This window comes from uncultured Algibacter sp. (genome assembly GCF_947495675.1).
GTDB lineage: Bacteria > Bacteroidota > Bacteroidia > Flavobacteriales > Flavobacteriaceae > Algibacter_B.
Genome location: NZ_CANLZX010000031.1, coordinates 1 through 16,438 on the forward strand (window position 1 = coordinate 1; position 16,438 = coordinate 16,438).

Genomic DNA, 16,438 nt, shown 5'->3' on the forward strand with positions numbered 1-16,438 from the left:
ATTAAATCACATCACTTTTATAATATAAAGATAAAGGGTAATGTGTATTTTTATTTACTTGGAATAAATTTTAATGCAACACCATTTATACAATGACGCATGCCGGTAGTTTTTTTGGGTCCGTCATTAAAAACATGTCCAAGATGTCCACCACAAGTAGCACAATGTTCTTCTGTTCTAGCGTATCCTAAATCATAATCTATAGAAAAATCAACATTTCCCTTAATTTCTCTATCAAAACTAGGCCAGCCTGAACCGGAATCATATTTATGTTCACTTTTAAATAGAGGGGTGTCACAGCCTTTACAGACATATAAACCACTATCATAATTTTTATTTAACGGACTTGATAATGCACGTTCTGTACCAGCTTGTCTTAAAACATGAAATTCAATAGCAGTTAATTGTGTTTTCCATTCTGCTTCAGTTTTAGTAACTTTATATGTTTTGGTATCTTTTGTAGTTTTTTTTTGTGCAGTAGAGTTGCAATTAAATAAAAATACTAAAGCAAAGGTGATAAATAACTTATTCATAGATTTAAATACTTTATAAGTTAATAGTCGAAGCGTTTTAATAAAAATAACAACATTTAAAAAATATGTGACGAAAAAATAATTTAAGTGTCTAATTAATAAAGATACTATTTTTGTATTTTTAAAAAACTAAATTTAAACCCACAGTACGATGAAGTTAAAACATACATTCTTAATTATAGCTATAGTAGCTCTGGTTTCTGCATGTGCTACTAACCCTTTTACAGGAAAGAAAACTATGGCATTAGTGCCAAATTCTCAGTTGTTTCCAACCGCATTTGCACAATACAGTCAGTTTTTAAATGAAAACAAAGTTATTACAGGCACTAAAGATTCTGAAATGATTACTAGAGTAGGGCAGCGTATCGCTGTAGCTGCAGAACGTTGGTTAAATGCTAATGGTAACCAAGGGTATTTAAATGATTATAAATGGGAATATAATTTAGTTGATGATAAAACTGTAAATGCTTGGTGTATGCCTGGAGGTAAAATTGTATTTTATACGGGTATTTTACCTATAGCTGCAAATGAAACAGGAGTAGCAGCAATTATGGGGCATGAAGTGGCACATGCATTAGCCAATCATGGTCAACAACGAATGAGTGCAGCATACTTACAACAAGGTATAGCAGTTGCAGGAAATATTGCTATTAAAGATGAGCAATCTAGAAATGCTTTTAATCAATATTATGGTATTGGTTCTCAATTAGGAATAATGTTACCATTTAGTAGAAGTCATGAAACAGAGTCTGATCAAATTGGTATTTATTTAATGGCAATTGCTGGTTACAATCCTGATGAAGCTGCAGAATTATGGAAACGTATGAAGGCAAATAGTGGAGGTGAAGCACCACCAGAATTTATGAGTACACACCCATCAAACGATACAAGAATTGCAAACCTTACTAAATGGGCACCTCAAGCCAAAGCTGAAGCTAAAAAATTTGGTATAACATCGTTCAGATAAAATTAAATTATCTTTCAAATAAAAATATTTGTTTACTTTAGAAGCTGCTCATAAAAGGGCAGCTTTTTTATTATGACAATATTAAAAAAAGGAAGTAAAAAATTATTAAATGCTTGGGCGTTTTATGATTGGGCAAATTCGGTTTACACCCTTACGATCGCTTCATCTATATTTCCTATATTTTATTCTGCTTTATTTCTTAAAACCACAACAAATGTTAAAACAGTTTTTGCTTTTGGTTTTGAATTTAAAAGCACCGCCTTAATTACATTTGTTACAGCCTTTACATTCTTAGTTGTGGCTTTTACATCGCCAATACTTTCTGGTATTGCAGATTATGTTGGTAATAAAAAGAATTTTTTAAAGTTTTTTTGCTATGTAGGAAGTGCAGGTTGTATTGGTTTATATTGGTTTGATATTACACCCGATAAAATTCATTTAAGTTTATTATTCTACTTTATGGGTTTAATAGGATATTGGGGTAGTTTAGTTTTTTATAATTCTTATTTACCAGATATTGCTTTTCCAGAGCAGCAAGATAGTATTAGTGCAAAGGGATTCTCTTTAGGCTATTTTGGAAGCGTACTTTTATTAGTATTAAATTTATTAATGGTTATGTTTCCAGATTTGTTTGGGTTTGATATAAGCATTTCAAATTCAATAATTGAAAATGGTTCTGAAATAGAAATAAATGAAGCCTTAAAAATAGCAAAGGATAAAGCATCATTTAAAGCCATGAAGATATCATTTATTACTGTTGGTGTTTGGTGGGCTTTGTTTAGTCAATATTCATTTTATTATCTACCTATTGGTGTGTCTTCAGGGCATAAGGTTACTAAAGCTGTTGTGTTTAATGGTTTAAAAGAGTTGCAACAAGTTTGGAAACAGTTAAAACAAAATTTAAGACTTAAACGGTATTTACAAGCATTTTTTGTGTTTAGTATGGCTGTGCAAACAATTATGTTGGTAGCAGTTTATTTTGGAGAAGAAGAGATAGATTGGGGAGGAGATAGCGAAAAAACAATGGGATTGATTGTAAGTATTTTGGTTATTCAATTAGTTGCTATTTTAGGTGCTTTTTTAACATCAAAAGCGTCTTCGAAATTTGGAAATATAAAGACATTAATTGCTGTTAATTTTATATGGATGGCGTTATGTTTTTATGCTTACTTTATGCAAACGCCATTACATTTTTATATAGCAGCAGGTTTTGTAGGTTTGGTTATGGGAGGTGTACAATCCTTAGCTCGCTCTACATATTCAAAGTTTTTGCCTGAGACAGATGATACTACCTCGTATTTTAGTTTTTATGATGTTGCTGAAAAAATAGGTATAGTTATAGGGATGGTGATTTTTGCATTTATAGATCAAATAACAGGTAGTATGAGAAATGGAATCCTGTTTTTGTTTGTGTTTTTTTTAGCAGGAATTATTTTGTTATTTAGGGTGCCTAAAGAATTGTAATTATATTGTTTTTAAAGACGGGCGTTAACTTATAATTTTTGTATCATCATTTAATATTGAGACTTTTGAAGGTGAGATTCTTGAGGAATCTTTTAAGATACTCCTATAAATTTTTGGAGAAGCTATATAAGTTAAAGTTGAGTTTGAGTATGCTCTTTTTTATGAAATTAATTCTACCGTAAACGTGGCCTTTTAATGTTTGGTACTTTTGATTATTCTCAAGAAGATGAGTTTTTTGATTATTTAGAGTTTTAAATAATAAACAAAAAAAAGCCACTCAATATGAGTGGCTTTTTTAACCTGTCGTTTTTTGATTGTATTTAAATTTATCGTTGATTAATCGATCCAGAACCAGCAACTTTAGTATCTTTTTGAGGGTTGCCTTTGTAAGTTATATCTCCAGAACCAGCAACCCTAGCTTTTAAAGTTTTATTACTAACTACTTGGGCGTCTCCAGAACCAGCAACTGAAACATCTGTATTATTGGCTTGTAAACCAAACCCATGAAAATCTCCAGAGCCAGCAACTTTAGCTTCTAATTCATTTGTGCTTCCTTCTAAGGTTAAATCTCCAGAACCTGCAATTGCACCTTTTACATAATTAGTCTTGATTTCAAGTTTTATATCACCTGAACCTGCTAACGAAACGCTTAGTTTGTCTGCTTCTATAGTGTCATTACTATATAAATCACCTGAGCCTGCAAGAGAAACTGTGTTGATGTCATCAAAAGGAATTGTAATTTTAATGGTGTTATTTTTATAACTCATATTAATACCTTTCTTGGTTTTAATTATTAAATGATCTCCCTTAATTTCAGTAATAATATATTCTAAAAGATTAGAGTCGCCTTCTAGAGTTATTTTTCCTTCTTCTCCAGCTACAAGAATAAAATCCATAGAACCAGCACATTTAATACCTTCATAATTGCCAATTGTTCTTGTTTCTGTAATAACATTACCATTGCCTTTAATTTTTTTATTCCCCCAAAATTGGGCATTCGTAATGCTTACAAACATTAGTGATATTATTGTTAATGTAATTGTTTTATTCATGATTTTAAATTTAAATGATTGATGATTGTTTGTTGTTGTTGTTTTTAAGTTCTTCAATATTGTCTTTTGTGTCTTGTAATACATTTATTCTACTTTGAAAGTTTAAAATCATAGCGTCTAGAATAAGCTTGTCTTTAGGTTGTTCTTTTAGTCCCAATATTAATTGGTTGTAGTCCTCTTGTAAAACTTCAAGCTGAAATAACGCGTCAACAATAATTTCTTGATATTCAGGCATGTCTTCACTATTAAGATTTTCTAACTCTTTAGTAAGAGTGGCCATGAAAAGGGTTTCAGTTTTTGCCATTTCTGGAGAAATACTTGCTAGGTCTGTAGTTTTGTCTTTATTAGTTGTAAATAAAAAAAGACACACTATTAAAGCTATTGATGCTGCAATACCAATAAAGGGATTCCGTAAATTGTTTTTTTTGTTACTTGAAATAGATTTTTGAGCGTTTAATTTTTGCTTAAAACGTTCTTGATGACCTAAATCTGGGTTTTCGGTATCAAATTTATTTTCAGGGTTTTTAAATAAATCGTCTATTGTGTTATTACTCATGATAATTTTATTAAGCGGTAGCTATTTTTAATTTTTGTCTTAAACATTCTTTGGCTCTTGAAATTGTTGTTCTGCAATTAGCATGCGAGATATTCATTATTTCACAAATTTCTTCATTGTCAAAGCCTTCAATTAGATTTAAGGTTAATGCAATTCTATAGTTGTCTTTTAGCGTTTTTATTGAATTTAAAACTTGCTGTACTTTTAAGTTTGTAAATTGATAATCGCTAATAATTCCATCTGTTTTACTTTCAACTTTATATAATATATCATCAATAGGAACTTCGTTGTTTTTAATGTTTTTCTTATAATGATGAATACTATTATTAATTACAATTCGTTTTAACCAAGGCCCAAAAGTTGATGCATTTTTTAGAGTTTCTAACTTTGTAAATGCCATTAGAAATGAATCTTGCATAATGTCTTCAGCTTCAAAATTGTTTTTTACAATTCTTATTGAAGCATTATACATAGCTTTGTAGTATCTGTTATAAATCTCCAATTGTGCAGACTGGTTTCCAGTTTTACAAAGAGCAACAAGTTGTTCTGTATTTTGTTTGGTTAATGTCACAAATAATTGATTGTTATAGTATAGATACTTAAAGATTATAATTGTTACAGTTTTCAATAAAAAAAATCCTACTTTAAGATTAAAGTAGGATTTTAATTTTATTGATAAGTCTTTAAATTAGGACTCTGTAGGCTTTTCGGCTTTTTCAATACTTATTTTTAATTCTTCGGTTTTCTTATCTAAATCAATTTTAATGTTATCGCCTTCTTGAAGATTAGAGGCTACAATCTCTTCTGCTAAAGCATCTTCAACATATTTTTGAATAGCTCTTTTTAGAGGTCTAGCTCCGTATTGTTTATCGAAACCTTTTTCAGCTATAAAATCTTTAGCACTTTCAGAAAGTGTTAAGATATAGCCTAAACCTTTTATTCTAGTTAAAAGTTTTTCTAATTCAATATCGATAATTTTATTGATATCTTCTTTTTCTAAGGCGTTAAATACAACAACATCATCAATCCTATTTAAAAATTCTGGAGCAAAAGATTTTTTAAGTGCATTTTCAATAACACTTCTTGCGTTTGCATCTTCTTGTGCTTTTTGAGAAGCAGTACCAAAACCAATACCTGTACCAAAATCTTTTAATTTACGAGCTCCGATATTAGAGGTCATAATGATGATTGTATTTCTAAAATCAATCTTTCTGCCTAAGCTATCTGTTAAATAACCATCGTCAAGCACTTGAAGTAGCATATTAAATACATCTGGATGTGCTTTTTCAATTTCATCTAAAAGAATAACAGCATAAGGTTTTCTTCTAACTTTTTCAGTAAGTTGTCCGCCTTCTTCGTAACCAACGTATCCTGGAGGTGCTCCAATTAATCTAGATATGGCAAATTTTTCCATGTATTCACTCATGTCTATTCTAACAAGCGAATCTTCGCTATCAAATAATTCGCGAGATAGCACTTTTGCTAGTTGGGTTTTACCAACACCAGTTTGCCCTAAAAATATAAAAGAACCAATTGGTTTGTTTGGGTCTTTTAAGCCAGCTCTATTACGTTGTATGGCTTTAACTACTTTTGCAACAGCTTCATCTTGACCAATTACTTTTCCTTTTATAAGATTTGGTAATTCGGCTAGTTTATTAATTTCTGTTTGAGCAATTCTGTTAACAGGAACACCAGTCATCATAGAAACGACATCGGCTACATTATCTTCAGTTACAACTTCACGATGTTGCTTAGTATCTTCTTCCCATTTTTCTTGAGCAATTGCTAATTCTTTTTCAATGCGTTTTTCATCATCTCTAAGTTTAGCGGCTTCTTCGTATTTCTGTTTTCTTACAACAGCATTTTTCAATTCCTTGATGTCCTCTAATTGCTTTTCAAGTTCAATTACTTGTTTTGGTACATCAATGTTAGTAATATGTACTCGAGATCCAGCTTCATCAAGAGCATCTATGGCTTTGTCTGGTAAAAAGCGTTCTGTCATATACCTGTTAGTTAATTTTACACAAGCTTCAATAGCTTCAGGAGTATAATCAACATTGTGATGTTCTTCGTATTTACCTTTTATGTTATTAAGAATTTCAATAGTTTCTTCTACAGTAGTAGGTTCCACTATTACTTTTTGGAAACGACGCTCTAATGCGCCATCTTTCTCGATATATTGTCTGTACTCATCTAGAGTTGTGGCACCAATACATTGAATTTCACCTCTAGCTAAAGCAGGCTTAAACATATTTGAAGCATCTAAGCTTCCTGTTGCTCCTCCAGCGCCAACAATTGTATGTATTTCATCAATGAATAAAATAACATCATCATTTTTTTCAAGCTCGTTCATAACGGCTTTCATGCGTTCTTCAAATTGTCCGCGATATTTAGTTCCTGCAACTAAGCTTGCTAAATCTAGTGTTACCACGCGTTTGTTGAATAAAATACGAGATACTTTTCGTTTAACAATTCTTAGTGCTAAACCTTCTGCAATGGCAGATTTACCTACACCAGGTTCGCCAATTAAAAGAGGATTGTTTTTCTTGCGTCTGCTTAAAACTTGAGAAACACGCTGAATTTCCTTTTCTCTACCCACAACAGGGTCTAGCTTCCCTTCTTCGGCCATAGCTGTTAAATCACGTCCAAAATTATCTAAAACAGGTGTTTTAGACTTCTTATTTGTTTTACCAGCTGGTGCATTAAAAATATTGTCCTTTGAAGATTCTTCTTCAGGAGAATTATCGTCGTCTTGAAATTCAGACTTAGGTTCTATGTAGTCATTATCGTTTGTAATCATAGATTTAAATTGTTCTTTAACATTATCGTAATCAACTTTAAGCTTATTTAAAAGCTTGGTAGTGGGGTCGTTTTCATTTCTTAAAATGCAAAGCAATAAATGTGCTGTGTTAATAGAAGTACTTTGAAATAATTTAGCTTCTAAAAATGTAGTTTTTAGAGCGCGTTCTGCTTGCCTAGTAAGATGTAAATTCTTTTTTTGATTAGAAGCTACTGTAATATTAGGGTTTGCAGGGCTCAATATTTCAACTTTTCGTCTTAGATGATTTAAATCAATATCTAAAGCGTTAAGAATGTTTATTGCTTTGCCATTGCCGTCGCGTAAAAGCCCAAGCATTAAATGTTCAGTACCAATAAAATCATGGCCTAAACGTAATGCTTCTTCTTTGCTGTAAGCAATAACATCTTTTACTCTTGGGGAAAAATTATCATCCATAAATCGTGTGCTTTCTGCATTAAAAATAGTAAAACATTTTAATTAAAATCAAAAACTATACCTAAAAATGTATGTTTTGTGCTAATTGACGAAAAAAACTTTATAAAATCAAAATTTTACTAAGCATACTTATTAACCAAATAAGTCGTTAAAATTGTTAATAAATTACATGAAAAAGGAGGCTGGTTTGTCTTACTATAACTGCTGGAATTCTTATATTAGCATGTTTGGAAAATTACATAAAACTAAATTAAATTATTTATGGCAGAAGGAGAAAAATTGATCCCTATTAATATTGAGGACGAGATGAAATCGGCTTACATTGACTATTCAATGTCAGTCATTGTGTCACGTGCTTTACCAGATGTAAGAGATGGTTTAAAACCAGTTCACAGACGTGTGCTATATGGTATGCATGAATTGGGTGTTAGAGCAAACACAGCACATAAGAAATCGGCAAGAATAGTTGGGGAAGTTTTAGGAAAGTACCACCCACATGGTGATACTTCTGTTTATGATGCTATGGTTCGTATGGCTCAAGAGTGGAGTTTGCGTTACATGTTGGTAGATGGGCAAGGTAACTTTGGGTCGATTGATGGAGATAGTCCTGCAGCAATGCGTTATACAGAAGCACGTATGCGAAAGATATCTGAAGACATGTTGGCAGATATTGACAAAGAGACTGTAGATCATAAATTAAATTTTGATGATACCTTACAGGAACCAACAGTTTTACCAACTCGTATTCCAGGATTATTGGTTAACGGAGCTTCTGGTATTGCAGTAGGTATGGCTACAAATATGCCACCTCACAATTTAACCGAAGTTGTTAATGGTACCATTGCATATATAGAAAATAACGATATTGAAATTGACGAGTTAATAACGCATATCAAAGCACCTGATTTTCCAACAGGTGGAACAATATATGGTTACGACGGTGTTAAAGAGGCTTTTCATACAGGTAGAGGGCGTATAGTTATGCGTGCTAAAACTAATATTGAAGAGGTAAATGGTCGTGAATGTATAATTGTTGATGAGATTCCTTACCAAGTGAACAAGGCAGATATGATAAAGAAAACTGCAGACTTGGTTAATGACAAAAAACTTGAAGGTATTTCGCTTATTCGCGATGAATCTGATAGAAACGGAATGCGTATTGTTTATGTTTTAAAACGTGATGCTATTCCTAATATAGTATTAAATAAATTATTTAAGTATACTGCGCTACAGTCCTCATTTAGTGTAAATAACATTGCGTTAGTTAATGGGCGTCCTCAGTTGTTAAACTTAAAAGAATTGATTCATTATTTTGTAGAGCATAGACACGAAGTTGTTGTTAGACGAACTACTTATGAATTACGAAAAGCTGAAGAGAGAGCTCATATATTAGAAGGTTTAATAATAGCTTCAGATAATATTGATGAAGTAATTAAGATTATAAGAGCATCTTCAAACGCTGATGAAGCTAGAAATAATTTAATTGAGCGTTTTAAACTCACCGAAATTCAAGCTAAAGCAATAGTTGAAATGAGACTACGCCAGCTTACTGGTTTAGAGCAAGATAAGTTGCGTGCAGAGTATGAGGAAATCATGAAAACTATTATCGATCTTAAAGATATCTTAGATAAGAAAGAGCGCAGAATGGATATCATCAAAGAAGAGTTAGAAGTTGTTAGAGATAAATATGGTGATGAGCGTCGTTCGGTTATTGAATACGCTGGAGGTGATTTAAGTATTGAAGATATGATTCCTAATGAAAAGGTGGTTATCACAATTTCACATGCAGGATATATAAAGCGTACCTCTTTAACAGAATACAAAACACAAAATAGAGGTGGTGTTGGTCAAAAAGCATCAACTACTCGTAATGAAGATTTCTTAGAACATTTATTTGTTGGTACAAACCACCAGTACATGTTGTTCTTCACACAAAAAGGGAAGTGTTTCTGGATGCGTGTTTATGAAATTCCAGAAGGTAGTAAAACTTCAAAAGGGCGAGCTATTCAAAATCTTATAAATATTGAGCAAGATGATAAAGTAATGGCTTTCATTTGTACTCAAGATTTAAAAGATGAAGAGTACATAAATAGTCATTATGTAATTATGGCCACTAAAAAAGGTCAAGTTAAGAAAACATCGCTTGAACAATATTCAAGACCAAGAACTAATGGAATTAATGCTATAACAATTAAAGATGACGATGTTTTATTAGAAGCTAAATTAACAACAGGCGAAAGTCAAGTAATGTTAGCTTTAAAATCTGGTAAAGCTATCCGATTTGAAGAAGCAAAAACTCGACCTATGGGTCGTGGTGCATCTGGTGTAAGAGGCATACGTTTGCAAGATGAAAAAACAGATGAAGTAATTGGTATGATTGCTGTCGATGATATGGAAAGTAATGTACTTGTTGTCTCTGAGAATGGTTATGGAAAACGTTCTAGTTTAGAAGATTATAGAATTACTAATCGTGGCGGTAAAGGCGTAAAAACTATTTCAATTACAGAAAAAACCGGAAGCTTAGTATCTATAAAAAATGTAACTGACGATGATGATTTAATGATTATCAATAAATCGGGAATAGCAATTAGAATGGCTGTAAAAGATTTAAGAGTTATGGGACGTGCTACTCAAGGAGTTAAATTAATTAACTTAAAAGGAAACGATTCTATAGCTGCTGTTGCAAAAGTAATGCATGATGAAGATGAAGTTGAATTAGATGAAGACGGAAATATAATAGTAGCTGAAACTACTGAAGGTGCTAGTGAAAATGAAGATGGCACAACTCTTGATAATAATTTAGACGAAAATAACACAGAAAATTAAACTTAATATTATTTAAAATGAAAAAACAATTAATCATAGCTTTAGCATTTTCAATAAGTGCATTTTCATTTGCACAAAAGAAAGAATTGAAGGCAGTAGAGAAAGCTATTAAAAACAACAATTTTGCAGAGGCTAAAACAGCTATTACTCAAGCAGAAGGCTTAATGTCTGCAATGGATGATAAATCCAAAGCAAAATTTTATTATCTAAAAGGACAAGCATTATATGCTAATGGTAAAGGTTCTATTGCTGATATAGATTCAGCTATAGAAAGTTTAGGAAAAGTAAATGGAGCTTATACCTCAGAAATTAAAGTATTAAAACAAAACATGGCTAATGGGTTATTAACTACAGGTAACACAGCTTATGAAAAGAAAGATTTCTCTAAAGCATCAAAATATTTTGAAAAAGCTTATCGAGTTACAGAAAGAGACACGTTATTCCTTTATTATGCTGCAGCTACAGCCGTAAATGTAAAAGAATACGATAGAGCTTTAGGAATTTATGAAGAGCTTAAAAATTTAGGATATACAGGTATACAAAAACAATATTTCGCTATAGATAAGGAAACAGGTAAAGAAGTAGTTTTGGATAAATCTACTCGTGACTTGTATGTAAAAGGAGGAAGTCATATTAAGCCAGGTGAGCGTATGACAGATTCTAAAAAACCAGAGATAGTTAAGAATATAGCATTAATTTATATTTCTAATGGTGATAATGAAAAAGCGTTAGGAGCTATAAAAGAAGCTAGAGCTGAGAATCCAGGCAATGTAGATTTAATTATAAATGAAGCAAATATACATTTACAATTAAAAGATGAAGATAAATTTAAATCTTTAATAGAAGAAGCAATTGTTAAGCAGCCAGATAACGAAGTATTACACTATAATGTAGGAGTAGTTAATATGAACAAAGGTGATGCAGAGATGGCTAAAAAATCTTTTGAAAATGTATTACGTTTAGATCCTTCTTATTCTGATGCTGCATTAAACTTATCAAACCTGTACATAGAAAAAGGGAATATAGTAATTGAAGATATGGGTAAATTAGGTATGAGTAAAGCTGATGATGCTAAATATGAAAAATTAAAAGTAGAAAAAAATGCTTTATTTCAATCTGGAGCAGATATTTTACTTGATTTTATTAGCAAAAATCCAAATGCAGGATCAGATATTTTAACTCAATTAAAAAATATATATCTTGCTTTAGGTGAAACACAAAAAGCAAAAGATATTGAAGCTAAAATTGGTGCTATGACTGTAGGACAGTAATAATAGTCATAAATAGTATAAAAAAAATGCCGCTACTAGCGGCATTTTTTTTATACTATTTTTTTGATAACTCTAAGTTTGTGTGTATGTGTGTTTTTGTCAACATTATAAATCCCAGAATGGTCTAATCTGTCAATTCTAACCTTTCCATGAGCATGTATAATATAATTATCTTTCATAATGATACCTACATGAGTAATAATACCTTCACTATTATCAAAAAAGGCTAAATCTCCAGGTTCGCTTTCCTCTATAAAACTTAAAGCTTCGCCTTGTGTTGCTTGCTGTGATGCATCACGTAATAACTTATATCCATTTAGTTTGTAAACCATTTGAGTGAAACCAGAGCAATCAATACCAAATGGTGTTTTTCCTCCCCATAAGTAAGGGGAATTTAAAAACGTAAATGCCGTTTTTATAAGGTTAGTTTTTTCTGTTTTCGAATCTATAAAACTACCTTCATATCTATCATCTAAAATTGTAAGTCCATTAAGACTAGAGCCTATAGTTATTGGCAATAATTGTTTGTTGCTGTTTTCAATAAATTCAACCAAATCTGTCGAAAGTTTAGGAGACTCATTATTAAGGTTTTTATATTGATCTTCTAATATTTCAATATATTGTTTATTGTCTACCCACCCTTCGTAATTATCAAAAGCTAATCTAATTTTACTCCATTGTTTCCGTTGTTCGAGAATTTTAAAAAAGTCACCATAAAGCACTTGTGAAACCAATTCACTAGTGTCTGTAGGTTCATTTCGAAGCGGAACAATGCTTAAATTACAAATACCGTATTGCATTAATACTTTTAATTACGTTCTATAATCATTGCAGATGCGCCACCACCACCATTACAAATAGCAGCAGCTCCAATTTTAGCATTATTTTGCTCTAAAACATTTAATAATGTTATTAGAATTCTAACACCAGAGCATCCAAGTGGATGGCCAAGCGAAACAGCACCGCCGTTTACATTAACATTTTTATCTGTAAGTCCTAAAATTTTCATATTTGCTAAGCCTACAACTGAAAAGGCTTCGTTAAATTCAAAAAAATCAACATCTTTAATTGAAATTCCAGCTTTATCAAGTGCTTTTGGTAATGCTTTAGCAGGAGCAGTAGTAAACCATTCTGGTTCATGAGCTGCATCAGCATAACTTTTTATAGTTGCTAAAGGTTTTAAACCAAGCTCTATTGCTTTTTCTTTACTCATTAATACCATTGCACCAGCTCCATCATTTATTGTTGAAGCATTTGCAGCAGTTACAGTTCCATCTTTAGAAAAAGCTGGGCGTAAATTAGGAATTTTATCCATTCTAACATTACTGTATTCCTCATCTTTAACTACAATTAAAGGTTCTCCACGGCGTTGTGGAACTTCAACAGGAACTACTTCATTATTAAATTTTCCAGTTTCCCATGCTGCTGCAGAGCGATTATATGATTGAATGGCATATGCATCTTGATCTTCTCTAGAAAACTCATATTTAGTTGCGCAAGCATCAGCACACACACCCATGGCATTTTGGTCGTAAGCATCAATTAAACCATCTTTTTGCATACCGTCAACTAGAGTGGTTGGTCCAAATTTTGTTCCAGTTCTAGCATATAAATAATGCGGAATTAAACTCATGTTTTCCATACCTCCAGCTACAACAATATTCGTATCTCCTAAAGCTATAGATTGTGCCGCTTGCATAACCGTTTTCATACCAGATGCACAAACTTTGTTAATGGTTGTACAGGGTACTGTATTTGGTATGCCTGCATATATAGCAGCTTGTCTTGCAGGAGCTTGTCCTGTGCCAGCTTGTACCACATTACCCATTAAAACCTCTTCAACTAATTCTGGGCTTAAATTTATTTTATCTAGAGCACCTTTAATAGCTATAGCACCTAATTTAGTTGCAGGAATGGTAGATAAAGCTCCTAAGAAACTTCCTATTGGAGTTCTTGCAGCAGAAACAATAACGACTTCTTTATACATCAATCTAAATTTTTAGTTTAGTCTATGCGAAAATAACGTTTTTTTAGTAGAAATTTAAAAGATTAGATTATTATAAAAATCGATAAAAGCTTATAAATTTATTACATTTGATTTCTAGATGTAACATCGATAACTAAATTTTTATATTTAAAAGAATTATTATATGGGTGTAACATATGGTATATAAATAGGAATGATTACTAACACATGAAAGACTTCATAAATAAATTATATAAAAACCATTCCTTAATTTATAAGGTCTTGTTATTTATTAGCACAACCTTTCTTATTGTTTATTTGTTTCCAAAAAGCGGAAAATTTAAATATAATTTTGAAAAAGGAAAACCATGGCAATCTGAAAGTTTGCAGGCCCCTTTTGATTTTGCTATAAAAAAAACAGATGAAGAAATAGCCTCTGAGAAGAAAAATATTGTTGAAAACGCCATCCTTTATTTTGATCTAGATAATACTATACAACAAAAGGTTAATAATACCTATAACGCCCAGTTTAAAACTGTTTTCTCTGACACAATACCTAAATATAAAATCAACATACTTTTTAATACAGGTGAAAGTATTATTTCTGAGTTATATAAATATGGTGTTTTAAGCGAAGATTATGATTTTTCTAGCAACAGATCTATTGTTATACTTGATGGAAGAGAAAAAAAACAAGATGGATTTTATTCAAATTTAATTCAACAAAATGGTGTTACAAATGTTATAGAAAAGGTTTTAGCTAAAAACAACCTATCGAATTATAAAACAAGTTTTGTGTCATTATTTTTCGATTTGGTTGAGCCAAATATAACATACAATAAAACATTTACAGATAAAGCAATACAAGACGAGTTAAGCAGAGTATCTTATACAAGAGGAAGTATTGCTAAAGAAACCTTAATAGTGTCCAAAGGAGAGGTTATTGAAGGTGATAAGTATCAAATTCTTAAATCTTTACAATCTGAGTACGAATCTCAAGTATGGAATGAAGCTAATTATAATTGGGTATTGTTTGCTTATACTTTATTAGTGGCACTAGCATTATTAATGCTATTATTGTTTTTAAGAAAATATAGAATGACGGTTTTTGAAAATAATACTAAAGTTACTTTTATATTTTTTAATATTTCATTGATGATATTCATTACTACACTTGTAGTGAATTACGATTCTAAATATATATACATTGTACCAATTTGTATACTGCCTTTAGTGTTTAAAGCATTTTTTGATGCGCGACTTGGATTGTTTGCTCATGTTCTTACAGTACTTCTATTAGGTTTTATAGTGCCTAATAGTTACGAATATATGTTTTTACAAATAATAGCAGGTATTGTAACTATCTTAACTGTATCAGAACTATACAAACGTGCAAACCTTTTTATATCAGTAGGGCAAATAACACTCATTTATATTATAGCGTATTTTGCTTTTTTTGTAATTCATGAAGGAAGTGTAGAAACACTTAAATGGGAAACTTTTATTTGGTTTATATTGTGTGGATTGGCTACACTATTTGTACAACCATTAATCTACGCTTATGAAAAGCTTTTTGGATTGGTTTCAGATGTATCATTATTAGAGCTATCGGACACTAATACCAAGTTACTTAAAGAATTATCAAATAAAGCGCCTGGTACATTCCATCATTCCTTAAATGTTGCAAATTTAGCTGAAGCTTCAGCTAATGAAATAGGAGCAAATGCTATGTTAGTTAGGGTAGGAGCATTGTATCATGATATAGGTAAAATGAAGAATCCAACGTACTATACCGAAAATCAATCAACAGGAATTAATCCGCATGATGAGTTGTCTTCAAAAGAAAGTGCAAGAATAATTACAGATCATGTTATTAATGGTATTGAAATAGCAAGAAAAAATAATTTGCCAGATAGAGTTATAGATTTTATTAGAACGCATCATGGAACAAGTGTTGTCTACTATTTTTATATGCAAGAAAAAAAGCATAATCCAGATATTGAAGTAGATAAATTAGATTTTAGTTATCCAGGGCCAAAACCATTTAGTAAAGAAACAGCTATTTTAATGATGTGCGATAGTATTGAAGCGGCATCAAAAAGTTTGAAAGAGCCTACTTCAACTAAAATAGAAGCTTTTGTTGAAAATATAATTAATAAGCAAATAGAAGAGGGACAATTTTTGAATGCTAACATTACTTTTAAAGAAATTCAATCCATAAAAAAAGTGTTAAAACACAAGCTTGCAAATATTTATCATTTAAGAATTGAATATCCAGAATAATATTAAAAAAAAAAGAAGAAAATGTTTGTGTTCTTTAAGATAAAAACTAAATTTGCATCCGCATTTTAAATTAAATGTGTAGTTCATATCAAAATTATTGGAGAGGTGCCTGAGTGGCCGAAAGGAGCGGTTTGCTAAATCGTCGTACCTAGAAATAGGTACCCAGGGTTCGAATCCCTGTCTCTCCGCAAGTTTCTATTAGATATTTAGATAACCAATTCGGGGTGTAGCGTAGCCCGGTTATCGCGCCGCGTTTGGGACGCGGAGGTCGCAGGTTCGAATCCT

The 16,438-nt window shown here is 31.5% G+C and carries 12 protein-coding genes and 1 tRNA gene; 6 read left to right on the plus strand and 7 right to left on the minus strand.

Annotated features, from left to right (window positions below; translation table 11 throughout):
* Window positions 1-50 precede the first annotated feature (50 nt).
* A complete protein-coding gene (gene msrB / locus Q0842_RS15690) occupies window positions 51-533 on the minus strand; it encodes a peptide-methionine (R)-S-oxide reductase MsrB (RefSeq protein ID WP_298500384.1) in 483 nt (160 codons plus the stop codon).
* Window positions 534-684: 151 nt separating this feature from the next.
* On the opposite strand from msrB, the gene Q0842_RS15695 reads away from it, so the two are divergent.
* Window positions 685-1,500 carry a M48 family metallopeptidase gene (locus Q0842_RS15695; protein WP_298500385.1) on the plus strand — a complete coding sequence of 272 codons (816 nt, stop codon included), beginning with the start codon at window positions 685-687 and terminating at the stop codon, window positions 1,498-1,500.
* Window positions 1,501-1,572: 72 nt separating this feature from the next.
* A complete protein-coding gene (locus Q0842_RS15700; RefSeq protein WP_298500387.1) occupies window positions 1,573-2,964 on the plus strand; it encodes an MFS transporter in 1,392 nt (463 codons plus the stop codon).
* Between the two features lie 326 nt (window positions 2,965-3,290).
* On the opposite strand, the gene Q0842_RS15705 is transcribed toward Q0842_RS15700, so the two are convergent.
* The 4 genes from Q0842_RS15705 to Q0842_RS15720 form a co-directional block, all read right to left on the minus strand.
* Complete coding sequence (locus Q0842_RS15705; RefSeq protein ID WP_298500389.1) at window positions 3,291-4,016, minus strand: head GIN domain-containing protein; 726 nt, start codon at window positions 4,014-4,016, stop codon at window positions 3,291-3,293.
* A 10-nt stretch (window positions 4,017-4,026) separates the two neighbouring features.
* Complete coding sequence (locus Q0842_RS15710; protein WP_298500390.1) at window positions 4,027-4,572, minus strand: hypothetical protein; 546 nt, start codon at window positions 4,570-4,572, stop codon at window positions 4,027-4,029.
* 10 nt (window positions 4,573-4,582) lie between these two features.
* Window positions 4,583-5,143, minus strand: a complete 561-nt coding sequence (locus Q0842_RS15715; RefSeq protein WP_298500392.1) for an RNA polymerase sigma factor — start codon at window positions 5,141-5,143, stop codon at window positions 4,583-4,585.
* A gap of 117 nt (window positions 5,144-5,260) precedes the next feature.
* Window positions 5,261-7,807, minus strand: a complete 2,547-nt coding sequence (locus tag Q0842_RS15720) for an ATP-dependent Clp protease ATP-binding subunit (protein WP_298500394.1) — start codon at window positions 7,805-7,807, stop codon at window positions 5,261-5,263.
* A gap of 261 nt (window positions 7,808-8,068) precedes the next feature.
* Between Q0842_RS15720 and gyrA the strand changes: the two genes are divergently transcribed.
* Window positions 8,069-10,633, plus strand: a complete 2,565-nt coding sequence (gene gyrA / locus Q0842_RS15725; protein ID WP_298500396.1) for a DNA gyrase subunit A — start codon at window positions 8,069-8,071, stop codon at window positions 10,631-10,633.
* Between the two features lie 17 nt (window positions 10,634-10,650).
* Entirely contained in the window at window positions 10,651-11,904 is a 1,254-nt protein-coding gene (locus Q0842_RS15730) for a tetratricopeptide repeat protein (RefSeq protein ID WP_298500398.1), read from the plus strand.
* A 50-nt stretch (window positions 11,905-11,954) separates the two neighbouring features.
* On the opposite strand, the gene Q0842_RS15735 is transcribed toward Q0842_RS15730, so the two are convergent.
* On the minus strand, window positions 11,955-12,704 hold the full coding sequence (locus Q0842_RS15735) for a C40 family peptidase (protein ID WP_298500400.1): 750 nt from the start codon (window positions 12,702-12,704) through the stop codon (window positions 11,955-11,957).
* Window positions 12,705-12,712: 8 nt separating this feature from the next.
* Window positions 12,713-13,891, minus strand: a complete 1,179-nt coding sequence (locus tag Q0842_RS15740; RefSeq protein WP_298500402.1) for an acetyl-CoA C-acyltransferase — start codon at window positions 13,889-13,891, stop codon at window positions 12,713-12,715.
* A 207-nt stretch (window positions 13,892-14,098) separates the two neighbouring features.
* Here Q0842_RS15740 and Q0842_RS15745 point away from each other — a divergent pair, with 207 nt between their 5' ends.
* Together Q0842_RS15745 and Q0842_RS15750 are read left to right on the plus strand one after the other, a co-directional pair.
* On the plus strand, window positions 14,099-16,153 hold the full coding sequence (locus tag Q0842_RS15745) for an HDIG domain-containing metalloprotein (protein WP_298500404.1): 2,055 nt from the start codon (window positions 14,099-14,101) through the stop codon (window positions 16,151-16,153).
* Window positions 16,154-16,252: 99 nt separating this feature from the next.
* Window positions 16,253-16,341 (plus strand) — tRNA-Ser (locus Q0842_RS15750).
* Window positions 16,342-16,438 lie beyond the last annotated feature (97 nt).